The 23,515-nt window shown below is 59.4% G+C and carries 20 protein-coding genes; 11 read left to right on the top strand and 9 right to left on the bottom strand.

Annotated elements, in window-relative coordinates:
* The first annotated feature begins 271 nt into the window (after positions 1-271).
* Positions 272-3,724 (top strand): hypothetical protein, encoded by a 3,453-nt coding sequence (locus CKW16_RS09765; protein ID WP_141232723.1) that lies wholly within the window; start codon positions 272-274, stop codon positions 3,722-3,724.
* A 10-nt stretch (positions 3,725-3,734) separates the two neighbouring features.
* Here CKW16_RS09765 and CKW16_RS09760 read toward each other — a convergent pair whose 3' ends face one another.
* Complete coding sequence (locus CKW16_RS09760) at positions 3,735-4,322, bottom strand: LysE family translocator (RefSeq protein WP_095128228.1); 588 nt, start codon at positions 4,320-4,322, stop codon at positions 3,735-3,737.
* 170 nt (positions 4,323-4,492) lie between these two features.
* Here CKW16_RS09760 and CKW16_RS09755 point away from each other — a divergent pair, with 170 nt between their 5' ends.
* The 5 genes from CKW16_RS09755 (at position 4,493) to CKW16_RS09735 (ending at position 8,860) form a co-directional block, all read left to right on the top strand.
* Positions 4,493-5,113, top strand: a complete 621-nt coding sequence (locus CKW16_RS09755; RefSeq protein WP_095128227.1) for a LysE family translocator — start codon at positions 4,493-4,495, stop codon at positions 5,111-5,113.
* Positions 5,114-5,186: 73 nt separating this feature from the next.
* Positions 5,187-6,227 (top strand): DMT family transporter, encoded by a 1,041-nt coding sequence (locus tag CKW16_RS09750; protein ID WP_095128226.1) that lies wholly within the window; start codon positions 5,187-5,189, stop codon positions 6,225-6,227.
* Between the two features lie 81 nt (positions 6,228-6,308).
* Positions 6,309-7,391 (top strand): bifunctional transcriptional activator/DNA repair enzyme AdaA, encoded by a 1,083-nt coding sequence (locus tag CKW16_RS09745; RefSeq protein ID WP_095128225.1) that lies wholly within the window; start codon positions 6,309-6,311, stop codon positions 7,389-7,391.
* Positions 7,392-7,434: 43 nt separating this feature from the next.
* Positions 7,435-8,238: an isocitrate lyase/phosphoenolpyruvate mutase family protein gene (locus tag CKW16_RS09740; protein ID WP_095128224.1), complete on the top strand. Its 804-nt coding sequence runs from the start codon at positions 7,435-7,437 to the stop codon at positions 8,236-8,238.
* A 4-nt stretch (positions 8,239-8,242) separates the two neighbouring features.
* Complete coding sequence (locus tag CKW16_RS09735) at positions 8,243-8,860, top strand: DNA-3-methyladenine glycosylase (RefSeq protein ID WP_095128223.1); 618 nt, start codon at positions 8,243-8,245, stop codon at positions 8,858-8,860.
* Between the two features lie 147 nt (positions 8,861-9,007).
* On the opposite strand, the gene CKW16_RS09730 is transcribed toward CKW16_RS09735, so the two are convergent.
* From CKW16_RS09730 to CKW16_RS09720, 3 genes are all read right to left on the bottom strand, one after another.
* Positions 9,008-10,105, bottom strand: a complete 1,098-nt coding sequence (locus CKW16_RS09730; RefSeq protein ID WP_095128222.1) for an extracellular solute-binding protein — start codon at positions 10,103-10,105, stop codon at positions 9,008-9,010.
* Positions 10,106-10,107: 2 nt separating this feature from the next.
* Positions 10,108-11,232: an agmatine deiminase gene (gene aguA / locus CKW16_RS09725; protein ID WP_095128221.1), complete on the bottom strand. Its 1,125-nt coding sequence runs from the start codon at positions 11,230-11,232 to the stop codon at positions 10,108-10,110.
* 100 nt (positions 11,233-11,332) lie between these two features.
* A complete protein-coding gene (locus CKW16_RS09720) occupies positions 11,333-12,217 on the bottom strand; it encodes a LysR substrate-binding domain-containing protein (protein ID WP_033054579.1) in 885 nt (294 codons plus the stop codon).
* 265 nt (positions 12,218-12,482) lie between these two features.
* Here CKW16_RS09720 and CKW16_RS09715 point away from each other — a divergent pair, with 265 nt between their 5' ends.
* The 3 genes from CKW16_RS09715 (at position 12,483) to CKW16_RS09705 (ending at position 14,311) form a co-directional block, all read left to right on the top strand.
* On the top strand, positions 12,483-12,887 hold the full coding sequence (locus tag CKW16_RS09715; RefSeq protein WP_033054578.1) for a PaaI family thioesterase: 405 nt from the start codon (positions 12,483-12,485) through the stop codon (positions 12,885-12,887).
* A gap of 46 nt (positions 12,888-12,933) precedes the next feature.
* The gene (locus CKW16_RS09710; protein ID WP_095128220.1) at positions 12,934-13,422 is read left to right on the top strand and encodes a GFA family protein; all 489 of its coding nucleotides are present in this window, start codon (positions 12,934-12,936) and stop codon (positions 13,420-13,422) included.
* 100 nt (positions 13,423-13,522) lie between these two features.
* Positions 13,523-14,311: a MipA/OmpV family protein gene (locus CKW16_RS09705; protein ID WP_095128219.1), complete on the top strand. Its 789-nt coding sequence runs from the start codon at positions 13,523-13,525 to the stop codon at positions 14,309-14,311.
* 110 nt (positions 14,312-14,421) lie between these two features.
* Here CKW16_RS09705 and CKW16_RS09700 read toward each other — a convergent pair whose 3' ends face one another.
* The 3 genes from CKW16_RS09700 to CKW16_RS09690 form a co-directional block, all read right to left on the bottom strand.
* Complete coding sequence (locus tag CKW16_RS09700) at positions 14,422-15,708, bottom strand: ATP-binding protein (RefSeq protein ID WP_095128218.1); 1,287 nt, start codon at positions 15,706-15,708, stop codon at positions 14,422-14,424.
* A complete protein-coding gene (locus CKW16_RS09695) occupies positions 15,709-16,416 on the bottom strand; it encodes a winged helix-turn-helix domain-containing protein (RefSeq protein WP_095128502.1) in 708 nt (235 codons plus the stop codon).
* A 155-nt stretch (positions 16,417-16,571) separates the two neighbouring features.
* Positions 16,572-17,180: a tRNA-(ms[2]io[6]A)-hydroxylase gene (locus tag CKW16_RS09690; RefSeq protein ID WP_095128217.1), complete on the bottom strand. Its 609-nt coding sequence runs from the start codon at positions 17,178-17,180 to the stop codon at positions 16,572-16,574.
* A gap of 160 nt (positions 17,181-17,340) precedes the next feature.
* On the opposite strand from CKW16_RS09690, the gene CKW16_RS09685 reads away from it, so the two are divergent.
* The gene (locus CKW16_RS09685; protein WP_095128216.1) at positions 17,341-18,204 is read left to right on the top strand and encodes a universal stress protein; all 864 of its coding nucleotides are present in this window, start codon (positions 17,341-17,343) and stop codon (positions 18,202-18,204) included.
* A 102-nt stretch (positions 18,205-18,306) separates the two neighbouring features.
* Here the strand turns inward: CKW16_RS09685 and CKW16_RS09680 are convergent, their stop codons facing one another.
* Positions 18,307-18,777, bottom strand: coding sequence for a DUF1289 domain-containing protein (locus CKW16_RS09680; RefSeq protein WP_033054572.1), 471 nt, complete (start codon positions 18,775-18,777; stop codon positions 18,307-18,309).
* 567 nt (positions 18,778-19,344) lie between these two features.
* Here CKW16_RS09680 and acnB point away from each other — a divergent pair.
* Positions 19,345-21,954: a bifunctional aconitate hydratase 2/2-methylisocitrate dehydratase gene (gene acnB, locus CKW16_RS09675; RefSeq protein WP_095128215.1), complete on the top strand. Its 2,610-nt coding sequence runs from the start codon at positions 19,345-19,347 to the stop codon at positions 21,952-21,954.
* A 194-nt stretch (positions 21,955-22,148) separates the two neighbouring features.
* Here the strand turns inward: acnB and CKW16_RS09670 are convergent, their stop codons facing one another.
* Complete coding sequence (locus CKW16_RS09670; protein WP_095128214.1) at positions 22,149-23,429, bottom strand: serine/threonine transporter; 1,281 nt, start codon at positions 23,427-23,429, stop codon at positions 22,149-22,151.
* Positions 23,430-23,515: the final 86 nt, after the last annotated feature.

Here is a 23,515-nt window from a genome sequence, read left to right as displayed (position 1 = left end):
CATCAAAACCGCTCAACTTTCACCTAATTATTTTTTTAACACTCAAAAAAATTAACAACTTCCAGAAAGATTTTATCTAACTATGAAAACTCAAGACATCCTGTCCGAAAGCACTCCAAACGGCCGTCAAAAACAAGCAATCACTACCGTCGTCAGTCAAGCCCTTGGTAACGAGATAATCCAGGACCTCGGGTGGTCATGGAACAACATTGCGGCCACCTGCATTCCCGGTTCCGATTTCGATCAGGTTCATCGTTCCGCCAGTGTTTACTTGTACAACCTGACCCGACATCCCGACTTTCTGACAATCCGCACCTCGAAGTCCATACCGCCACACGCCGTTTTCCTCGTCGATGAAGGCGGCCGGCTGTATTACTCCTGGCCGAACTCCAGCACTCTGAACGATGCCACCACTGCCTGGTTTTCGCCCATGGACATCACTTCCCATGTGCTAGCCATTGCAACTATCAACGAAGAATTAAAACGGTTGGCGAACATGGCAAAGTTGACCGGCGGCTGGATAGCCACCGGCGATAAAGTGGTCGTCAGTCAATGGTTGCGCTTTCATGATTTGCCACTACCCACCGATGAAGAAAGTACCAAAGCGCTGATTGACCTGCTCAACTTCGCCGTTATGCCGGACCTGCCGGACACGGGTAACTACTGGGAGCTGCTGGACGCTCCAGAGGATTCGCCCTTCGAGTTAACCAAGAGTAAACGCGCGATTATTCGTGACATCACAGCGCAACTGACCGGCAACGAAATGCCGTTGGCCGAATACTTTGGCGCATCGCTGGTGTTGGAAAACGCAGGATCGGACAAGCAGCCACAGAGCCTCGAGTACCGCTTGCAACGGCTGATCAGCGATGCGCGCCTGCAGGATGAAACAGGGCAAAACTACATTGATGCGCTGGGTTGGTTCACCGACGAGTCAGGCCCCAAGGCGTCGAAACAATTTGTTGATCAGTTGCTGATCGCCGCCATGCTGCTGGACCTCGATCCCGAGATAGACACGGCCAACACGACGCTTGCAGGGTTCAACTTTTACTCCTCGGCCCAGGTTCAGCGCCGGCCTTGCGATGTCCGCAATGACCTGGAAGCGCATCTGATTCAGCGCTTCAAGCTCGATAAACTCATCGCCCCCCTGGTGGCCGAACTGGCATTGGCGGGTATGGCACCGGAGTATCTGGTGCGCGAACTACCCCCGTCGCTGGAGGTCGGAACCCCGGGCTGGGTCATCCTCTGCCAAGCCGTGGGCTTGGCCGAAAGCATTGTTCCCGGTTGCTCCCGGCGCATGACCTATGAACACTTGCTGGGCTTTAGCCCGATCTCGGGGCTCACCCCGCAACTCAATGATTTGCACGCCATGGCGGGGATTGACCCGGTCGTTACGTGGGCATTGATGAATGGACTGATCCAACGCGACGCGGACGGCAACCTGAGCTTCGAAACGATCAATAAAGGCATCAAGGCCTATAACGAGCATGTCGAGACGCTGTCTACCGCGCTTAACGCGATCAACAAGCCAATTCCCCGGCTCAAAGCCCTCGCATTGAAAGAGCTGACATCGGTCGTACCGGCCTGCGACCCTCATGAACGGCTGGTCAAACACCGGGGCTCCGGTGGCGGTGGCGGACGCGAAGTGTCGGTGTTGGACTTGTACATGAGCGACCAACTTCACACGCAAGACTGGGGGCGTACCAGGGGCCAAGATATTTATCAGGAGTTTCCCAGGCTCAAGCAGCTATACCCGGTTGCCGACCTATATGAAACAGCCGTGCACAATCACTACAGCGATCTGATATCCGGCCTGTCAACCACGATTCGCTATGTGTTTTCACAGTTGGAGGAATCCAACAGAAGATTTATCGAACATGGGCGATTGGCTATCTACCGCGTAGAAGCCTACAAACAGCATTTTTACGCAGGATCAATACCCGAGGCGACACGGGAGCGAACGGGCCGTTACGGCGTGATCATTTGTGCAGAATATCAAGGCACACTGGTTCGCTGCTTCGAGCTGTTCCCGTTGCGCTCTGAATGCCGGAGCGCGCCGGAACTCAGGGAGAAAGTCGGTCAATACCTGTTTACTTATGGACAGGACGGCATACGGGGCAACTTTATCGAAGACAACAGCTTTCAGAATGCACCACTGGATCTGGATGCCTACTTGGAAAACGCTGCGCCGCGCAGTGATACGACGTCTTCGGTATTCGTGCGCAAGATAGGTGAATTCGACAGTGCGTCGCACCCGACCCTCTCCAATAAACCGATGGCTTACTTCAACGCCGAGCGCATAAAAGCCATCAGCGACCTGATCGCTGAGCAGCATCCCTTCCTGACCGAAAGTGAACTGGCGGACATGGGCCGTGACAGCACGGAACAGGAACTGGCGTCGGAAAAGTTCGATGTCATCTTTAATACGCTGTTGAATTTGATCATTCCGTTCAAGGAATGCATCGAGGGTTTGTCTTCCGGTATTCCGGCCAGGCAGCGGGACGCGATCGCCAGTTGCGTAATGGACGCGGCGGCTGTTGCCTTTGTCTTTGCCAGCGTGCCGGCACAAGTGGGCAAGGCCGTTGGAAAGAGCGCGTCATTGGCCACAAAATTGTTGTCCGCATCCCGGATTGGCACGCGCACCGTCGTTTCCCTGTTGAACCCGCTGGACGGAATACCGACCCTGCTCAACGGCGGTGTAAAACTGATTGGCAGAGGCGCGATAAAATTCGCCGGCCATACTGCCGCTGCGGCGCATATCGTCAGGGCGCAGCTGTATCGCCTGACAGGCGCCCATTCCTACAATCTGCTGCGCGCCCTCTACCACACCGGTGCGGCTGCGCGGATCCGCATCAGCCTCGACACCGTAGCGCATGCGCGGGCGCTGTTTAAAAGCGATGGGCTCGAAACCGCTGAACATGTGCTCAAGCACCTGCAAGCCAATAGTGCAAAGTTGCCCAAGAACGTTCCCCAAACGGAGCTTCAGCATTTGCTTGAAGGCTCGTTGACCGACCTCGCACGCCAGTCTGACACCGCTCAATCGCTGAAGAAGGTCCTGGATTCGGACGTTGTCGATTCGTTGATACGCCAGCAAGCGCAAAAGTTTTCCCTGGATAACCTGCGACAGTTCAAGGATCACACGACACTGCCGGAGCTGTTCAACGACCTTCTGGAGGTGGAGTACAAAAACTTGACGGCCATGAATCAACATCAAAAAACATTGCTCGCTTCGGACCTTGGCAAAGCACCTTACAGCGGCTTTCTCGACGATGTGTCCTTTAACCCGGACCGCTTGACCGACAACGCTGATCGAGCCGCTGCCTGGATTCTCAAAGCGTCGAGCTCTCGAAACGAGGTTGATAACATCAGGACCTTGCTTCGCGAGTTCAGCGGTAATGGCAAGTCCCTGACCGACCCTGCCGTTTACAAAGAACTGCATCGGCGTCTGGTGCCCGAAGCGACAGATGCCTTGCGCAGCCCTACCGCTCAAGCACGTTACCCGTCCAACGTGTCGGGCGCAGCGATGCTGGAAAAACACCTGGCAGTCCTGGATTCGGCTCATGAGTACTTCGGCAAACAGATGCTGGGGGCATTCCTGGGCTACCACAGTTTTATCGACGGAAATGGCCGCACAGCGCGCGCCATCTATGCCATCGCGGAACTGCGAACCAATCGGTTCAACGCCCTGCCGCTACCGGTAGAAAATGCACTGAGCGGTCTGGGTTGATGCGCAGCGCCTAAGCCCGGATCAAATATCCCGCGCACACCACCAAGAGCAACGCCATGCTTCGGTTAAACAACCGCATGCCTTTGGCGTTGCTCAAATACCCGCGTAAAAACGTCCCGGCGTAGACCCAACTGCCGACCGACACGTAGCAAACCACCAGATACACCGCCGCAAACTGCCAGACCAGCCGCGCCTCGCCATCCGCCACAAAAGCGCCCATGCCGGCCACACAGGCCAGCCAGGCTTTCGGGTTGAGCCATTGCATGACGGCGCCGTACACCATCGACGGTGCCCGGCCTGACTCCTTCGCATCCAGATGCCCATTGTCGGCGGCCAACTTGAAGGCCATGTACAACAGGAACGCCACACCCGCCCATTGCACCACCTGCGTCAGCGCTGGCCATCGCTGCAACACCTCATGCAGGCCTAATCCCATCAACACCAACAACACAACGAAACCCAGCGTCGCCCCGGCCACATGCCTTTGACTGGCGCGAAAACCAAACTGCGCGCCGGAACTCAACGCCACGATGTTCACCGGCCCTGGGGTTATTGAGGCCACCAGTGCGAACGCCGCCATCGAGATAATCAGACTCATCACAGACCTTCTTCAATTCAGTTGAACGAGGCCTCAAGGTAAAGAGCGACCTGATGGCTGTATTGAACAAAACACCCCTCAGCTGTACCGCGACCGACGTCCACCACTGTATGGGTCAAGCCGCCCCACGCCTGTGATAAAAATACCGTTCCTGCTTTTGGAGCCCCGTCATGGACCTCGCCACCCTCACCCTGTTTCTTCCGGCCTGCTTCGCCCTGAACATGGCGCCCGGGCCGAACAACCTGTTGTCGGTCAGCAACTCGACCCGCTATGGCTACCGCATCGCCTGTGTCGCCGGGATCGGCCGGCTGCTCGCGTTCGCCGGCATGATCGCCCTCGCGTCGGCGGGGCTGGCGGTGGTGCTGCAAACGTCGGAGTTGTTGTTCTACGCGATCAAGATTCTGGGGGCGGCGTATCTGCTCTACCTCGCCTGGCAATTGTGGCGCGCGGATCCCGGGGCGGAAAACGTGGTGGCGGGCGCGCCGGTGGGGATGCTGGCGTTGGCTCGGCAAGAGTTCCTGGTGGCGGCCGGTAATCCGAAAGCGATCCTGATCTTCACCGCGTTCCTGCCCCAGTTCGTCGACTCGACCCAAGCCGTATCGCCGCAATTCGCCGTGTTGGGCGCGTTGTTCCTGATGCTGGAATGGATCGCCATCGGCGCCTACGCCTACATGGGCCTGCACATGCGCCGCTGGTTCGCCGAACCCCGGGGCAAGCGGCTATTCAATCGTTGCTGCGCGGGATTGCTGTCGGCGGCGGCTTCGGTGTTGCTGATGGCGCGCCGAGCCTGAGGTTATGGATTGACTGGACGCAATGCAGGTTCAAACTGCGTTTCATCCCGTCTCAATCTCCAACGAGCCTTGAATGAATCTGAACGTTGTCTACGCCCTTGGTGCTGCCGCTCTTTTTGGCGCGAGTACGCCATTGGCCAAGTTGCTGGGCCTGAACCTTTCGCCGATCCTTTTGGCCGGTTTGTTGTACCTGGGCAGCGGGCTGGGCCTGACGCTCGTCAGACTGTTGCGCGACCGGGGCTGGCAGCCCAGCGGCCTGAAATCGTCGGAGTGGCCATGGCTGATCGGTGCCATCGCTTTTGGCGGCGTGCTCGGGCCGGTGGCGCTGATGTTCGGTTTGACCCTGACCTCCGGCGCCACAGCCTCGCTGATGCTCAATCTCGAATCGGTATTGACCGCCGTCCTGGCCTGGGTGGTATTCAAGGAGAACGCTGACCGGCGCATCGTCGCCGGAATGCTGGCAATCGTCGCCGGTGGCTTACTGCTGGCCTGGCCGCAGAACCCGGCGCAGTCACAGGGCTGGATCGGACCGTTGGCGGTAGCGCTGGCCTGCGTCTGCTGGGCGATCGATAACAACCTGACGCGCAAGGTATCGGCCTCGGATGCGTTGTTTATTGCCGGCATCAAGGGGTTGGTCGCCGGGGCGGTGAACTGCTCTCTGGCACTGTTACTCGGCGCAAAACTGCCGCACATGACGGTGCTGGGGCCTACGTTGATCGTCGGTTTCCTGGGGTATGGCATCAGCCTGGTGTTGTTCGTTCTGGCGCTTCGAGGCCTGGGCACTGCGCGTACCGGCGCCTACTTTTCCACGGCACCTTTCCTCGGCGCGGCGATTGCCATCTTGCTGTTGAATGAACCCGTCACGCTGACGTTTTGGGCCGCTTCGCTGTTGATGGGCCTTGGGGTATGGATTCACCTCAAGGAACGTCATGCCCATGAGCATCAACATGAGGCGCTCAAGCATGCTCATCGCCACGTGCATGACGAGCATCATCAACATGAGCATTCGTTCCAGTGGGACGGGACCGAACCCCACAGTCACGAACATGAACACACACCGCTGCGCCACAGCCATCCACATTTTCCGGACATCCATCACCGACATAGGCATTAGGCAGTTCCTCATGACGAATGACTGGAATTCTCTGTCGATTTTCCGGTGGAGGCGTTGGGCGACGCGCCTTATGCTCACTTCATGAACCTACAAAACGCTTTGCTTCCGCCCCACGCCGAGATGGTTCGCGCCATGCTCGAACGAGACACCGCCTACGAGGGGGTGTTCTTTACCGCGGTCAAAACCACCGGCATCTTCTGTCGCCCCAGTTGCACCGCGCGCAAACCGAAGCCGGAGAATGTCGAGTTCTTCGCCCATGCCGATGAGTGCATGTCGGCGGGCTACCGCGCTTGCCTGCGCTGCAAACCACTGGACGCGGCGGCCATCGCGCCGGACTGGGTGCAGCGGCTGCTCAAATCGGTAGACGCCGACCCCGACCAGCGCTGGACCGATGCCCAGTTGCTGGCCGAGGGCATCGAGCCGCTGAAACTGCGCCGTTGGTTCAAGCAGCATTTCGGCATGACCTTTCACGCCTGGCTGCGCACCCGACGCCTCGGCATGGCGTTGGGCGGGATCAAACAGGGCGATTCCATCGACAGCGCGGCGTTCGACTCGGGCTACGAGTCCCTGAGCGGATTTCGCGATGCGTTTCAAAAGTCCTTCAACATCACGCCGGGCCGCGCCGCCAACAGCGAGCCGCTGCTGTTCACTCGCCTGACCACACCGCTGGGGCCGATGATCGCCATGGCCGAACGACGCGGCCTGGTGCTGCTGGAGTTTCTTGATCGGCCAGCGCTGACCAGGGAAGTCGAAGAATTGCAGAATCGATACGGCTATGCGGTCGCGCCAGGACATAACGCGCATTTGCAGCAGATTGAAGACGAGCTGACGCAGTATTTCGCCGGCAAACTCACTGACTTCAACGTTCCACTACACTTGCCTGGCAGCGATTTCGCCCGACAGGTCTGGGCCGAACTGGCGAAGATCCCGTACGGCCAGACCAGCACCTACGGCGCCATCGCGGCGCTATTGGGCAAACCCGGCGCCAGTCGCGCCGTGGGCCTGGCCAACGGGCATAACCGTCTCTCGATTGTCGTGCCCTGTCACCGGGTGATCGGCGCGGACGGCTCGCTGACCGGCTATGGTGGAGGACAACCGCGCAAGGCGTTCCTGCTCAGGCTGGAAAAAGCGGCGGTGCAGATCACGCAACAACTCGCATTCTGATTACTTTCCGGCTCTCTCAATCAGTCATAAGGAAGGACATTCGATGGACAACCTATTTCACCAGTTGCACCACGACGGCTTGCTGATCCTCACCAACGTCGCCGATGCCGCCGGGGCGCGCATCGTGGAACAGCTGGGCTGTAAAGCCGTCGCCACCAGCAGCGCGGCAGTCGCCTGGGCTCACGGTTATCCGGATGGCAATGCCCTGCCCCTTGAGCGCCTGATATCAACGGTCGAGTCCATCGCCCGGGTGATCTCGGTGCCGTTGACCGTGGACATCGAGGCCGGTTATTCCGATGACCTGACGCGGGTGGCCGACCTCATCGATGCGGTGATTGCCGCCGGGGCCGTCGGGATCAATATCGAGGACGGTGCGTCCCCGCCCGAGCTTCTGGTGCGCAAGATCGAAATCGCTCGGCAGGTTGCCAGTCGCCGAAATGTGAAGCTGTTCATCAACGCCCGCAGCGATGTGTATCTCAAGAGCCTGGTGCCCGCCGAAGATCGCGTGGCAGAGACGCTCAGGCGCGCCGCGTTGTATCAGGCGGCCGGTGCCGATGGTTTGTTCGCGGCTGGCGTCACGGCTGAGTACGAAATCGCTGCGCTGTGCCAGGGCACTCCGTTGCCATTGAACGTCCTCGGGCTCCCCGGTTTGCCATCGCCTGAAGAGCTGAAAGCCCTCGGCGTACGCCGTTTGAGCGCGGGTTCACGCATTGCCGAGTTTCTGTATGGCGCCATGAGCGCACTGGCCAAGAGCTTTCTGGAAACAGGAACACTCGACAGCCGTGATCTGAAGACCTTCACCTATGGCGAAGTGAACGCCTTGTTGGCGCCGTCCGGGAAAGCTTGACCCCATGCCCGACGCCTATCTGCCCGCCACCGAGTTTCTATCGTCCATCGATGAGGACTGGCGCCGCCACATCGCAGCCGTCGGCCCTTGCCTGCATCAGCCCCATGCGGCTCGCGATCCTTATGAGTCACTGGTGCGGGCGATTGCCTACCAGCAACTGCATGCGAAGGCCGGGGATGCGATTGTCGGTCGGTTGATCGCGTTGTTTGGGACGGGTGAGTTCCCGAGGCCTGAACAGATTGTCGCGACTGAGTTTGATCAACTGCGCAGTTGCGGGTTTTCCGCTGGCAAGATCGCGACCATTCAGGGCATTGCCCAAGCAGCGCTGGACGGTGTGGTGCCGGATTACGCCACGGCACTGGCCATGGATGATGAAGCGTTGATCGAACGCTTGATCACCCTGCGTGGGGTTGGGCGCTGGACGGTTGAGATGTTGCTGATTTACAGCCTGGAACGACCGGATATTTTGCCGGCCGATGATTTCGGGGTGCGTGAGGGGTATCGGCGGATGAAGGGGTTGGAGGTGCAGCCCAATCGCAAGCAGATGATTGAGATCGGGCTGGGGTGGAGTCCGTTTCGGACGGTGGCGGCGTGGTATTTGTGGCGTGTGCCCAACCGGTAGACCGCGTTATCGTTCTTCGCGAGCAAGTCGAATCGTCGCACCGCCGCTCCCACATTTAACCGAGCTCTACCGGATGAATGCGGTCGAATGTGGGAGCGGGCTTGCTCGCGAAGGCGTCAGCACATTCAACACATCATCCAATGCCAGTCACAACCCCGACTTCAACCGACTGAACGCCCGAATCAACGCCCGGTTAAACGCCTTGCCATTGTCATTCTTGCTATACAACGAAGCCCTCACTTCAGCCGACGGATACGTCCCCGGGTCATTGCGAATCGCCGGATCAATCAAGCCGTCCGCCGCCGTAATCGCATTGGCGTAGTGGATGGTGTCAGTGATCGGCGCAATCACCTCCGGCGTCATTAGATAATCCATCAACGCCAGTCCCGCCTGCGGATGAGGCGCATCCTTGGGAATGACCATCGCGTCGAACCAGATCAACGTGCCCTCCTTCGGTATCTGATAATTCAACTTGAACGGCTTGTTCGCAGCCTCGGCCTGTCCGGCGGCGATGGCGACGTTGCCGTTCCATGACATCGCGACGCAGGTGTTGCCATTGGCCAGGTCGCTGATGTTCAGGTCATTGTCGAAGTAGCGGATGTAGGGCCGGATCTTCGCCAGTTGCTGCTCGGCCCGCTTCAGGTCATCGAGGTTCTGACGGTTGATGTCCAGGCCCATGTACTTCATGACCGCTGCGAAAACCTCGTTGGGATCGTTGAGCAAACTGACCCCGCAATCGGCAAATTTCGACACCACCGCTGGGTTGAACAGCATCGCCCAACTGTCCCGTGGTGCGTCGGGCAGGCGCTTGTTGATTGCCTCTTCCTGATAGCCGACGCCAGTGGTGCCCCAGGCGTAGATCCCGGCGTACCGATTGCCCGGATCGAACACCGCCATGTGCTGGCGGAACTCGTCACCCACGCCAGCAAAATGCGGCAGCTGTTGCGGGTTCAGGATTTGAATCGCCCCGCTCTGGATCGCCCGGGACAAATGTTGGCCGGCGGTCAGCACCAGGTCATAGCCGCTACGTCCGGTGAGCAGTTTGGTCTCTACGGTTTCCAGGGAGTCGAAGTGGTCGACCACCACGTGGATGCCGGTTTTCTTCTCGAAATTGGTCAGGGTGTCCGGGGCCAGGTACTCGCCCCAGATGTACAGATTGACCACCGGCTTGGCGGTGTCGGCGGCCTGCACACACAGGGGTGCAAGCACCAGCAATAACGCTTGAGTCAGTTTGTGCAGGCCCATTTTCAAACTCCCTTTTTGTTGCAGGCACTGCCTGCATACTGCGGCATGGTGATGCACGCGACGTTACCGCCACCGAGGAGGATTTCCCTGGAGTTTTCGATACCGACGATTTTGTGTTGCGGGAACAGTTCCGCAAGGGTCGCCATTGCTGCCTGATCATTACGATCACCAAACAAAGGCACCACGATCGAGGAATTGCCGGCGTAGTAGTTGATGTACGACGCGCAGATTTTCGTCCCGGCCTGACGGGTGTGCGTGCTGTCTTGCTGATCCAGGCCTTCAGCTTCCTCGGCGGTCCATTCCAGCACATTCGGTTGTGGCAGTTTGTGCACGATCAACTCACGGCCACGGCTGTCGCGGGTGGTGCGCAGGATGTCGTAGGCCTCCTGGTAGATTTCCCATTGCGGATCATCGCGATTATCGGTCCATTGCAGCACCACTTCACCGGGGCGCACGAAGCAGGCGAGATCATCGACATGGCCGTCGGTTTCGTCGAATTTGCAGCCCCGTGGCAGCCAGATGATTTGCTCGGCGCCGAGGTAATCGGTCAGTCGGCGGGTGACTTCTTCCTTGCCCAAATGCTGGTTGCGATTGCGGTTGAGCAGGCATTGCTCGGTGGTGAGAATGCTGCCCTCGCCGTCGCTCTGGATACCGCCCAATTCGGCAATCAGCGGCGCGCGGTAGCGGTCGAACCGTTCGATTTCGAGGATTTTGCTGGCGATCTGATCGTCCTTGTCCCACGGGTAGTACAAGCCACCGTCGAGGCCGCCGTATGCGTTGAACTCAAAGTCAACGCCGCGCACCTCACCGCTGTCGTCATTGACCACAAAGCACGGGCCACTGTCACGGAACCAGGTGTCGTTGCAGGTCATTTCCACCACCCGCACTTGAGGCGGCAATTGGCGGCGAGCGGTGGCGAACTGCGCAGCGGAGGCGCACACGGTGACCGGTTCGCTGCGGGAGATGGCGGTGACGATCTGCACCCAGACTTTCTGCGCAGGCTTGGCGCCATTGCGCCAGACGTCGGTGCGCTCCGGCCAGCCGAGCCAGCAACCGGACTTGGTTTCGAATTCGCCGGGCAGGCGGAAACCATCGAGTTTGGGGGTGGAGTCGAGCAACCGTGCCATGGTCAAACCTCATCAACGGGGATTGGAATAACCACAGGCTACGGTCGCCAGCGCCCTCCTCGCCAACGATGAATATTTCGGAATACTTGAATTCAATTCATCAATCGATCAGCTGATCGTTGAACCACTCCAGCATCTGCGCCACTGCCGGGCGCTCCAGCCGCACCCGCTCACACACCAGCGCATATTGGCCGAGTGCAGTCATGCTTGAAGTGAACGGCCGGACCAGACGACCGCTGAGCAAATCCTCCTGCGCGGTCAAGTTATCGCCCATGGCCACACCCTGACCTTGAGCCGCCGCTTCCAGCGCCAAACCGGCGTGGGCGAAATACAACTGTCGTTCCGGACGCTGATCGCCGGCATGGCTGGTGAGCCAGGCGGTCCAGGTCTTGCCGTCCTGATCGTCGTGCAGCAGGCAGTGACGCGCCAGATCCTTCGGGGTTTTCAACGTGCCCTGGTTGAACAGTCCGGGGCTGCACACCGGGAAGAACTGCAACGCCGGCAAGGGCCGGACAAAGTACGCGCTGCTGTCCACCGGGCCGGTGCCGTAAGTGATCGCCAGGTCGATGTCTTCTCCTGGCGCTGTGGCGTCGATCGGTTGTTCGTAGAGGTGCAAGGTGATGTGCGGATAGCGCGCGTAGAAATCCGTCAGGCGACTCATCAACCACTTTTGCGCCAGCTCGGCAGTGACTGCCAGACGCAACACCGCCAGCGATGACGGGTCACGCAGCTCATCGCAGGCATCACCGATCAGCTCGAAGGCCTGCTGCAGACTTTGCATCAGGCGCCCGGCGGCCATCGTCGGGCGAATCTGCCGGCCTTCTCGGATGAACAACGTCACGCCCAATTGCTCTTCGAGCTGGCGAATCTGATGGCTGACCGCGCTGTCGGTGACGCACAACTCCGCCGCCGCCCGACCGAAATGGGCGTGGCGGGCGGCGCATTCGAAGGTTCTGAGTGCTGCTAAAGAAGGCAGTCGTCGCATGATCAAGGTCCCGATTTCGAGGCGCCATGCTGACCCGGCGGACAGTGGGCGTCCAGTGGGACCGCGTTATCGTTCATCGCGAGCAAGCCCGCTCCCACATTTAACCGAGTTCTCCCGGATGAATGCGGACGAATGTGGGAGCGGGCTTGCTCGCGAAGAGGCCAGAACATTCACCACAAATCCAACGGCCCATCACCCTCCCTTATCCACCATGACTTCCCCCAAAACCCGGCGCATGTTGGTGCCTCAATCGGAGGGATTCGCCATGCTCAACGCACTCAAACAGATCAACTCAACCTCAGCCTTTAACCGCTGGGCCGGTTTCGAAGTTACTCGCGCAGAAAGCGGCGAAGCCGAGCTCACGATGGCGTTTCGCGAGAGCGATATGGCGCAGTATGCAGGCTTCCTGCACGCCGGACTGATCGGTGCGCTACTCGACACAGCCTGCGGATTCGCAGCCGGAACGGTCGCCGGCAACGTGCTGGCATCGCATTTTTCAGTGAACTGCCTGGCACCCGCCATCGGCGAAGTGTTCATCGCTCGGGGTCAGGTGGTGAAGGCTGGCAAGAAGCAGGTGTTCGCCCGCGCCGAGTTGTTCGCGCAAACCGGCGATCAACTGAAACTGGTGGCGACCGGCGACGCGATTCTCGTACCGGTCGAAGGGCGCTGAAGGTCTAGGCTGTCTTGGGTAAGTTCCAGACCTGTCGGAGGTTCCCATGCAGCTCGAAGGTTCCTGCCATTGCGGCGCAGTGTCGTTCAGTTTGACCAGCGCCCACCCCTACCCGTATCAGCGTTGCTACTGCTCGATCTGCCGCAAGACTCAGGGCGGTGGCGGTTATGCGATCAATCTGGGCGGCGAAGCCGGCAGCCTGAAGGTGCGCGGTCGCAAGCACATCGCGATTTATCACGCACGACTCAAGGACGAAGGCGATAAACGCGCCCACAGCAGCACTGCCGAGCGGCATTTCTGTTCTCTGTGTGGCTCAGGCTTGTGGCTGTTCAGCCCGGAATGGCCGGAGCTGATTCACCCGTTTGCGTCGGCCATCGACACCCCGCTGCCGGTGCCACCGGAACATACGCACTTGATGCTCGACTCCAAGGCGCCGTGGGTGGAAGTCGAGGCGCATCCTGGGGATCAGCAGTTCGACGTCTATCCCGCAGAGTCCATCGCCGAGTGGCATGAGCGCTTGGGTTTGAGCCGCTAAGCCGGTTCACAGTCTTTGACAGTTTCCCGACAAAGCTGTCAAAGATTGCTGGCCGGCAGCTGCCTAGCATAGGCGCATCCAAATTCCCTCGGGTGCTCCCATGTTTCGCTCGCTATCTCTGTCGTTGACTTCCCTTTGCCTGCTCATTCCCACCGACTCGTTACGAGCCGAAGACTGGCGCTACACCTTGCGGGCCGGTGCAGCCAGCGTGCCCCGTTACAGCGGCAGTGACGAACGCGTGGTGGCGCCGCTGCTGGGCGGTGAAATCGTCAGCCCTTACGGATTCTTCCTGGACACTGAAAAGGGTCTGGGCTGGGCGTTTGACGAGGACGACTTCGGCCTCAGCGTGTACATCGGCGCCAGTGATGTGCGCAAGGATCGCAAGACCGGGTTCAAAGGTTCGGATGAGCTGAACGGCATGGGCTCGATCAAGTCGCGCCCGGTGCTGGGGCTCGACGGGACTTACCACATGGGGCCGATTATTCTCGGTGCGAGTTTTGAGCATGCCTTGGAAAAGGACGATGACGATCATGACACCGGCTCGGCGTGGAACCGGTTGAAACTGAGCATCAGCGCGCCGTTTTATGAAGGTGACCATGGCAAGGTCGTGGGCAGCCTCAATAGCCAGTTTGGTGACAGCAATTACGTGCGCACCTGGTACGGCGTCAGCGATGCCCAAGCGTCGCGCAGTCAGTTCAGGGCTTATGACACGCATGGCGGGCTGGTGAGTCGCGGGGCGGATTTGACCTGGTCGTTGCCCGTCAATGATCAGTGGAGTGTTTCGACGGTACTGGCCGTGCAATATCTGGCCAACGATGCGGCGGACAGTCCTATTGTCGAGCGGCGGATGCAGACATCGTTGGCTAGCCAAGTGATTTACTCGTTCTAAAGATCGTTCCCACGCTCTGCGTGGGAATGCCTCAACGGACGCTCTGCGTTCGGCTTGTGATGGGACGCGGAGCGTCCCGGGCTGCATTCCCACGCAGAGCGTGGGAACGATCAATCCAGGTGCGCCCAGGTCATGCGAAACGACGCCCCGCCCCACGGCGAGTCCGCCACTTCCACTTGCCCGCCATGGGATTGCGACACCCGCCGCACCAGCGCCAGGCCCAGGCCGAAGCCGCCGGTGCGGCGGTCGCGGCTGGCGTCCAGGCGCGAGAACGGTTCGAAGATTTTCTCCCGCCCGTCCATCGGCACGCCGGGCCCGTCGTCGTTGACCCGCACTTCGTAGTGATCACCGGAGCGCACCAACGACACTTCCACCCGCTCATCGGCATAACGAATGGCATTGCGCAGCAGGTTGATCACCGCCCGGGCCATGAAGCGCGGCTCGATACGGACCTCATCGACCTGACACTCGACAATCAGCAATTGCACGCCAGCGGCTTCGGCTTCCAGCGCGACGCTGCCGACCACGCTGTCGAGCCAACTGCTGGCCTGAATGTTTTCCCGAGTGATCACCGTGGCGCCGCGCTCGAGGCTGGCATAGGTGAGCAGTTCGGACACCATTTCTTCCAGCTCGCCGAGGTCAGCGTACATGTCGGCAATCAGTTCACGGTTCTGGGTCGGATCGGGTTGCTGCTTGAGTTGATCGAGCTCGAACGACAGCCGGGCAATCGGCGTGCGCAGCTCATGGGACACGGCGTTGGTTAGCTCGCGCTGATTGGCGATCAGGCCTTCGATGCGGGCGGCCATCAGGTTGAAGTGTTCGGACAGGTCGCGGATGTTCGAGCGCTTGGACAGCTGGATCCGCGACGACAGATCGTTATCGCCAAAACGCTCGGCCGCCAGACGCAGCTTCTCCAGATCGCGCCAGTGCGGCCGTACCCAGAAAAACAGCACGATGCCGATCAGCCCGGCCAACATCAGGTACGCAGCGGAGATGTAGAACGGCATCAGGCTCGGCTCGGCCGGCAACTTGATGCTCAGCAGTTGAGAACCGCCGTCGATCGACGAAATGAACTGGGTGTACTCATCCCGAATGACCAGTTTCCCTTCGGCCAACAGGGCTTTTTCACGATCATCGAGGGCCAACTGATCGGCTTCTGGCAGGCTCAGCCCCAAGCCGTAATGCGGGCGCAGCGCTTCCAGTTGTTGCGCACGCGCGGGGCCTTCGAGCCCGCGCAATTGCTCAACCAGCGACCAGGCCTGCCCTCGCACCGCTTCACGGTTATAGGCCTGCATCTGCCCATCGAGCAGCGCGTTGAATGTGTGCTCAACCGCCTGCAATGCCAGCACCAGCCCCACCGCCAGCACCAGGTACAACCCTAAAAATAGTCGCAGCATTTACAGCTCCCACGCAAACGGATTGAACAGGTAACCCTTGCCCCAGACGGTCTTGATGCACACCGGTTCGCGCGGGTTGTCCTTGAGCTTGCCTCGGAGTTTGCTGATGTAGACGTCAACGCTGCGGTTGAGACCATCGAAAGCAATGCCACGCATGCGGTTGAGGATGTCGTCACGGGACAGAATCTTGCCGGCGGCGCTGGCCAGCAACCACAGCAGTTCGAACTCCATGGTGGTGAGTTCGATGCCCTCTCCCGCCAGCCGCACTTCCCGGCAACTGCGGTCGATGCTCAGATGGCCGAACTCCAGAGCGGTGCACACGCCGCTGTCCGGCGTCTGGCGGCGTTGCAAGGCACGCAACCGGGCCAGCAGAACTGGCGGTTTGATTGGTTTGATCACGTAGTCATCGGCGCCGGACTCCAGCCCGAGGATGTGATCAAGGTCGTCCTCCTTGGCGGTAAGAATGACGATCGGCGTGTCGGACACGCTGCGGATCTCGCGGCACACGTGCAGACCGCTCTGGCCCGGCAGCATCAGGTCGAGCACGACGACTTTCGGTTTGAATTCGAGGAACGCGGCCAATGCGAGGTCGCCGCGGTGCACCTGCCGGACCTCAAAACCGTGTTGGGACAGGAAATGCGCGATCAGCCCGGAGAGCTTTTCGTCGTCTTCCACCAGCAGTACTTTGCCAAAACCCAGGTTATCCATAACGACCGTCTGCCAGCCCTTGCGTGAAGTGGCCGGCATTATGGCGCCAATCGGTGACCGGACGGTTATCACAGGCAGCAAAAACCGGCCTCGGGGGCCGGTTTTCGGAGATGTTTCATTCTTTTAAGAGTTTTTTACATTTTCGGTCGAAAACGTCAGGCCGCGGCTGGCACACCGCTGTGGAAACGGAATTCCACGTCTGGCGACTCGATCAGTTCCTGCTCGGCGGCGCGGACCTTGTCGATCACCTGGGCGATGTCCTTGGCGTCACCGTACTGGTAGGCCAGTTTCAGATAACCCTGGAAATGCCGGGCCTCGCTTTTCAGCAGGCCGAAGTAGAACTTGCCCAGTTCTTCATCCAGATGCGGCACCAGCGCCTCGAAACGCTCGCAGCTACGGGCTTCGATAAACGCGCCGACCACCAGGGTGTCCACCAGTTTGACCGGCTCGTGACTGCGCACCACTTTGCGCAGGCCCGAAGCGTAGCGCCCGGCGGACAGCTGACGCAGCGCGATCTTGCGCTTTTTCATCAGGCGCATGACCTGTTCGTGGTGCACCAGCTCTTCCCGGGCCAGACGCGACATCAGGTTGATCAGATCGACGTGGGAGTGGTACTTGGCGATCAGGCTCAACGCGGTACTGGCGGCCTTGAATTCGCAGTTCTTGTGATCGATCAGCAAGGTTTCCTGATCGGCCAGCGCGGCTTGAACCCAGCCATCGGGGGTGCGGCAGCCGAGGAACTCGTGAATTTCGGGAAGGATCATGGGGCTCACGGATAAGAGGTTCAAAATCGAAGGGCGCCGATTATACCGGCCTGCCGGCAGACCACCAGCCGCGACCGTTGATATACATCAAGTCCCGAATGGCCAACCAGCAACTATAGTTGTCCAACGCAGTATTTCTTACTTCATGGAGATCCCGATCATGCAAGCCATTCGCAGCATTCTGGTGGTCCTCGAACCTGAACACTCGGACAGCCTGGCGCTCAAACGGGCCAAGCTGATTGCCGGCGTGACCCAGGCTCATCTGCATCTGCTGGTCTGCGACCGCAAGCATGACCACAGTGGCATGTTGGGCGTGCTCAAGGCCGCGCTGATCGAGGACGGCTACAGCGTCACCACTGAGCAGGCGTGGAACGAAAGCCTGCACGAAACCATTGTCGATGTGCAGCAGGCTGAAGGTTGCGGCCTGGTGGTCAAACAGCATTACCCCGACAGCCCGCTGAAAAAAGCCCTGCTGACCCCGGCGGACTGGAAACTGCTGCGTTACTGCCCGACGCCAGTGCTACTGGTCAAAACCTCGAAACCCTGGACTGGCGGGGTCATACTGGCGGCGATCGATGTTGGCAATACCGATGGTGAACACCGCACGTTGCACTCTTGTATTGTCGATCACGGTTACGACATCGCCAGCCTGGCCAAGGCCCATTTGCATGTGGTCAGTGCCCATCCGTCGCCGATGCTGTCGGCGGCCGACCCGACGTTGCAGCTCAGTGAAACCATCGAGGCGCGCTATCGCGAACAGTGCAAGGCGTTTCAGGCCGAGTTCGACATTGATGACGACCACCTGCATATCGAGGAAGGGCCGGCTGATGTGCTGATTCCGTTCATGGTCCACAAACTGCAGGCGGCGGTGACGGTCATCGGTACCGTGGCGCGGTCCGGATTGTCAGGGGCGTTGATCGGGAATACGGCGGAAGTGGTGTTGGATGCGGTGGAGAGCGATGTGCTGGTGCTGAAGCCGGATACGATCATGGATCATCTGGAGGAGATCGTGACCCAGCATTGAGATTTGCGGCGCCAGATAGATCGCCATCGCGGGCAAGCCTTGCTCCTACAGGGGGACGCGGTCATCTGTAGGAGCAAGGCTTGCCCGCGATGCTTTTAACGGTTAGCCGCCGAAGGCATCCCGGAGGAAACCGGGGGCAATGTAGCGCTGGTAATGCGCTTCGGAGAGCAAAAAGAACTCCCGATCAATAGCATCCCGCAGTTCCGGCAGGTTCCAGTCGCGAAACTCCGGCATCAGCACCATTCCGTAGGCTTCCAGGTTGTTGATCACTCGCGCCCCCCGGGCGATCAACTGATAGGCCCAGCAATATTCCGACTGATGCGGCACAAAGCGGATCTTGCGCTGCTCCAGTTGCAGTCGAAGGCGCTGGGGATCGAAAACTTCAAGCTTGCTGGCCATCACCTGGGACAGCAGCAGCTCAAGACGCAGCCACACCGCGCGCTTTTCCTCCTCGTTGTAACCATTCCAGTTGATCACTTCATGGTGGAAACGCTTGCAGCCACGGCACACCAAATCACCGTAAACAGTGGAGCAGAGGCCGACGCAGGGGGTCTTGATGGTCTGATTGGGCATAGGTTGGGAGAGCACGGGAAAGCAGAACAGGTCGGCATGTTAGCCCTTTGTCTAACATTCATCACCCCTCAAAGTTCAGGGCTGAGGGTCTATTGGACTTTGGTGGCGAGTCGCGTTGTGGGCCAACGTGCGCGAGGCCGCGTTGCGGGATTTGCCAAGGGAACAACCATTAGCGGCATCCCGCGCCTTGCCTCGCACACGTTGGCCCACAACGCGACTCGCCACCAAAGTCCAATAGACCCTGACTTACCTTTAATTTTTTTTTGCCGTAGAATCAGCCAGCCTTTTAAGGCGCCAATGTCCGTTAGAAGCTGTTTTCAAAGCGTCACGAGCACAGTCGTTCCTTCAGAGCGGTGTTGGCGAAGGGTTTTTCCAGCGGGGAAAAGCCTGACGCCAACCCTCATCAGCTCCCCGTTCTGCAGGCGTAAAACTTTGAAAGCAGCTTCTGTAAGGAATTGTCGGTAATTCTGGCTAAGTGGCCCACAACGCCACGCAGCGCATGAGTACGGCAATTTCGGGATGAGCGTCCCGGACACCCATTTGGGACCACTGATGAGGGTAATAACTGTGCTTGAAGCCTACCGCAAACATATCGAAGAGCGTGCAGCACTGGGTATCGTTCCCCAGCCGCTAAACGCCGAACAAACTGCAGGCCTGGTCGAGCTGCTGAAGAATCCCCCGGCTGGCGAAGAAGCTTTCCTCGTTGACCTGATCACCAATCGCATTCCGCCAGGTGTGGACGAAGCAGCCTATGTAAAGGCCGGTTTCCTGTCTGCCCTCGCTAAAGGCGAAGCAAAATCCCCTCTGATCGACAAGAAACGCGCTGTTGAACTGCTCGGCACCATGCAGGGCGGCTACAACATTGTGACTCTGGTTAATCTGCTGGAAGACGCCGAACTGGCGCCAGTCGCTGCCGAAGAACTCAAGCACACCCTGCTGATGTTCGACGCTTTCCACGACGTCGCTGAAAAAGCCAAGAACGGCAACGTTCACGCTAAAGGCGTGCTGCAATCCTGGGCTGACGGCGAGTGGTTCAAGAACCGCCCTGTGCTGGCCGACAAGATCAGCCTGCGCGTGTTCAAGGTCACCGGCGAAACCAACACCGACGACCTGTCCCCTGCTCCGGACGCCTGGTCCCGCCCGGACATCCCGCTGCACGCCCTCGCCATGCTGAAAATGGCCCGTGAAGGCATCGTGCCTGACGCCCAGGGCGTCACCGGTCCGATGAAGCAGATTGAAGAAATGCGCAACGCCGGCTTCCCGATCGCCTACGTTGGCGACGTGGTTGGTACCGGTTCTTCGCGTAAATCCGCCACCAACTCGGTGCTGTGGTTCTTCGGCGACGACGTTCCTTTCGTGCCGAACAAGCGCGCCGGTGGTTTCTGCTTCGGCAGCAAAATCGCTCCAATCTTCTACAACACCATGGAAGATGCTGGCGCACTGCCAATCGAATTCGACGTCACCAACATGCACATGGGCGACGTGATCGACCTGTACCCGCATGCTGGCAAAGTCTGCAAACACGGCACTGACGAAGTCCTGACCACCTTCGAAATGAAGACCCCGGTGCTGTTGGACGAAGTTCGTGCTGGCGGCCGTATCCCGCTGATCATCGGCCGCGGCCTGACCGACAAGGCCCGTGCCGAACTGGGCCTGGGCCCTACCGACCTGTTCAAACTGCCTGAAGCACCTGTCGACACCGGCAAGGGCTTCACCCTGGCACAGAAAATGGTCGGCAAGGCTTGCGGTCTGCCAGAAGGCAAAGGCGTTCGTCCAGGTACATACTGCGAACCGAAAATGACCACCGTGGGTTCTCAGGACACCACCGGTCCTATGACCCGTGACGAACTGAAAGACCTGGCGTGCCTGGGCTTCTCGACCGATCTGGTAATGCAGTCCTTCTGCCACACTGCGGCTTACCCTAAGCCGATCGACGTGACCACCCACCACACCCTGCCAGACTTCATCATGACCCGCGGCGGCGTTTCCCTGCGTCCGGGCGACGGCATCATCCACAGCTGGCTGAACCGTATGCTGCTGCCGGACACCGTCGGTACCGGTGGTGACTCGCACACCCGTTTCCCGATGGGCATTTCGTTCCCGGCCGGTTCCGGTCTGGTAGCGTTTGCCGCAGCCACTGGCGTTATGCCGCTGGACATGCCGGAATCGATCCTGGTTCGCTTCAAAGGCAAAATGCAACCGGGCGTCACCCTGCGTGACCTGGTTCACGCCATTCCTTACTTCGCGATTCAGGCTGGCCTGCTGACCGTCGAGAAGAAAGGCAAGAAGAACGCCTTCTCCGGCCGCATTCTGGAAATCGAAGGCCTGGACAACCTGAGCATCGAGCAAGCGTTCGAGCTGTCCGACGCCTCGGCCGAACGTTCGGCTGCCGGTTGCACCATCAAGCTGTCGAAAGAGTCGATCACTGAGTACCTGAGCTCCAACGTCACCCTGCTGCGCTGGATGATCGGCGAAGGCTACGGCGATGCGCGTACCCTGGAACGTCGTGCTCAAGCGATGGAAGCCTGGATCGCCAACCCTGAGTTGATGGTTGCCGATGCTGACGCCGAATACGCTGAAATCATCGAAATCGACCTGGCCGACATCAAAGAGCCTGTGCTCTGCGCGCCAAACGATCCGGACGACGCCCGTCTGCTGTCCAGCGTTGCTGGCGAGAAGATCGACGAAGTGTTCATCGGTTCGTGCATGACCAACATCGGTCACTTCCGCGCTGCCGGCAAGTTGCTGGAACAGGTCAAAGGTCAGCTTCCAACCCGTCTGTGGCTGTCGCCGCCGACCAAAATGGACGCTCACCAGCTGACCGAAGAAGGCTACTACGGCATCTACGGCAAGGCCGGCGCTCGCATGGAAATGCCAGGCTGCTCGCTGTGCATGGGTAACCAGGCACGTGTAGAGCCGAACTCGACTGTTGTGTCGACGTCGACCCGTAACTTCCCGAACCGTCTGGGTGACGGCGCGAACGTCTACCTGGCTTCGGCCGAGCTGGCGTCTGTTGCTTCCATCCTGGGTCGCCTGCCGACCGTCGAGGAGTACATGGAATACGCTGGCAAGATCGACAGCATGGCGGCCGATGTTTACCGCTACCTGTCCTTCGACCAGATCGCCGAGTTCCGTGAAGCTGCTGCGAACGCCAACATCCCGGTCGTTCAAGCCTAACGCTGCAACGCAATAAAAAACGCCGCCCATCGTGAGATGAGCGGCGTTTTTTTATGCCTGATCGTTGCCTGATCGTTCCCACGCTCTGCGTGGGAATGCCTCTAGGGACGCTCCGCGTTCCAGCTCTCGAAAGGGACGCGGAGCGTCCCGGGCTGCATTCCCACGCAGAGCGTGGGAACGATCAGAGTGGTGGTTCAGGCAGTCAGCGAATAGATCAACGCCGAGATCGCCACCAGGCCCACCGCCGTCACGAAGACATTGGAAGCCTGACCGCGAAAACGCGCCATGGCCGGAACCTTGCGGATTGCGTACATCGGCATCAGGAACAGGATCGCGGCGATGATCGGGCCACCGAGGGTTTCGATCATCCCGAGAATGCTCGGGTTCAGCGTGGCAACGATCCAGCAGACCACCAGCATGAAAGCAGCAGTCATGCGATCCAGGGTCTTCGGTGCCGGGCGCTTGCCACTCTTCACGATCAGACCTTTAAGACCTTCGCTGGCGCCGATGTAGTGACCCAGGAACGACTTGGAAATGGCCACAAATGCAATCAACGGCGCCGCGAAGGCGATGGTCGGGTTGCTGAAGTGGTTGGCCAGGTACGACAGGATCGACAGGTTCTGCGCCTTGGCTTCAGCCAATTGCGCCGGTGACAGGGTCAGCACGCAACTGAACACGAAGAACAGCACCATCACCACCATCAAGGCGTGGGCGCGGGACAGGATCTGCGAGCTGCGCTCTTCGGCGTGATCGCCATAACGACGCTTCTGGTCCACCGCGAACGCCGAGATGATCGGCGAATGGTTGAACGAGAACACCATCACCGGAATCGCCAGCCACAGCGTGTGCAGCAGTGCCGACGGTTCTGGCAGCGTCGACGCGGTGGCGAGGATGCCGCCGTTCCAGTGAGGAATCAGGAACACCGCGAGGAACAGCAGCGCAACAATGAACGGATAAACCATCAGGCTCATGGCCTTGACGATCACCTGCTCGCCGCAACGTACCACCGCCAACAGGCCGAGGATCAGCACCAACGACAGCACGGCGCGCGGTGGCGGCATGATGTGCAGTTGATGCTCGAGGAAACTGCCCACGGTGTTGGTCAGGGCCACGCTATAAATCAGCAGGATCGGGAAGATCGCGAAGAAGTACAGCAAGGTGATCAGCGCGCCAGCCTTGATCCCGAAATGCTCTTCCACCACTTCAGTGATGTCCGCGCCTTCGCGTCCGGACAACACAAAGCGTGTCAGGCCACGGTGTGCGTAAAACGTCATGGGGAACGCCAACACCGCCAGGACCAGCAACGGCCAGAAGCCGCCCAGACCCGCGTTGATCGGCAAAAACAGCGTGCCAGCCCCGATGGCCGTGCCAAACAGGCCCAGCATCCAGGTGGTGTCATGGCGATTCCAGCTCTCAAGCGTCGCTGGTGCCGCCGATACATAGCGTTCGTCGACGCTATTGGCCTGATCATTCATCCGGTGGGATCTCCGCATTCCGGTCAGTTGCTACCCGGTCAGGACGAGTCGGAAAAATCCGACAGGCAGCGCCCTGGCCGAAACAG

Source organism: Pseudomonas sp. Irchel s3h14, assembly GCF_900187425.1.
GTDB lineage: Bacteria > Pseudomonadota > Gammaproteobacteria > Pseudomonadales > Pseudomonadaceae > Aquipseudomonas.
This window is presented reverse-complemented; position numbering and strand designations above follow the sequence as displayed.

Excerpts from the sequence above, each read along its gene's own strand:
- CKW16_RS09760 (WP_095128228.1), bottom strand. The coding sequence starts at position 4,322 with ATGAGTCTGATTATCTCGATGGCGGCGTTCGCACTGGTGGCCTCAATA.
- CKW16_RS09755 (WP_095128227.1), top strand. The coding sequence starts at position 4,493 with ATGGACCTCGCCACCCTCACCCTGTTTCTTCCGGCCTGCTTCGCCCTG.
- CKW16_RS09750 (WP_095128226.1), top strand. The coding sequence starts at position 5,187 with ATGAATCTGAACGTTGTCTACGCCCTTGGTGCTGCCGCTCTTTTTGGC.
- CKW16_RS09745 (WP_095128225.1), top strand. The coding sequence starts at position 6,309 with ATGAACCTACAAAACGCTTTGCTTCCGCCCCACGCCGAGATGGTTCGC.
- CKW16_RS09740 (WP_095128224.1), top strand. The coding sequence starts at position 7,435 with ATGGACAACCTATTTCACCAGTTGCACCACGACGGCTTGCTGATCCTC.
- CKW16_RS09735 (WP_095128223.1), top strand. The coding sequence starts at position 8,243 with ATGCCCGACGCCTATCTGCCCGCCACCGAGTTTCTATCGTCCATCGAT.
- CKW16_RS09730 (WP_095128222.1), bottom strand. The coding sequence starts at position 10,105 with ATGGGCCTGCACAAACTGACTCAAGCGTTATTGCTGGTGCTTGCACCC.
- aguA (WP_095128221.1), bottom strand. The coding sequence starts at position 11,232 with ATGGCACGGTTGCTCGACTCCACCCCCAAACTCGATGGTTTCCGCCTG.
- CKW16_RS09720 (WP_033054579.1), bottom strand. The coding sequence starts at position 12,217 with ATGCGACGACTGCCTTCTTTAGCAGCACTCAGAACCTTCGAATGCGCC.
- CKW16_RS09715 (WP_033054578.1), top strand. The coding sequence starts at position 12,483 with ATGCTCAACGCACTCAAACAGATCAACTCAACCTCAGCCTTTAACCGC.
- CKW16_RS09710 (WP_095128220.1), top strand. The coding sequence starts at position 12,934 with ATGCAGCTCGAAGGTTCCTGCCATTGCGGCGCAGTGTCGTTCAGTTTG.
- CKW16_RS09705 (WP_095128219.1), top strand. The coding sequence starts at position 13,523 with ATGTTTCGCTCGCTATCTCTGTCGTTGACTTCCCTTTGCCTGCTCATT.
- CKW16_RS09700 (WP_095128218.1), bottom strand. The coding sequence starts at position 15,708 with ATGCTGCGACTATTTTTAGGGTTGTACCTGGTGCTGGCGGTGGGGCTG.
- CKW16_RS09695 (WP_095128502.1), bottom strand. The coding sequence starts at position 16,416 with ATGGATAACCTGGGTTTTGGCAAAGTACTGCTGGTGGAAGACGACGAA.
- CKW16_RS09690 (WP_095128217.1), bottom strand. The coding sequence starts at position 17,180 with ATGATCCTTCCCGAAATTCACGAGTTCCTCGGCTGCCGCACCCCCGAT.
- CKW16_RS09685 (WP_095128216.1), top strand. The coding sequence starts at position 17,341 with ATGCAAGCCATTCGCAGCATTCTGGTGGTCCTCGAACCTGAACACTCG.
- CKW16_RS09680 (WP_033054572.1), bottom strand. The coding sequence starts at position 18,777 with ATGCCCAATCAGACCATCAAGACCCCCTGCGTCGGCCTCTGCTCCACT.
- CKW16_RS09670 (WP_095128214.1), bottom strand. The coding sequence starts at position 23,429 with ATGAATGATCAGGCCAATAGCGTCGACGAACGCTATGTATCGGCGGCA.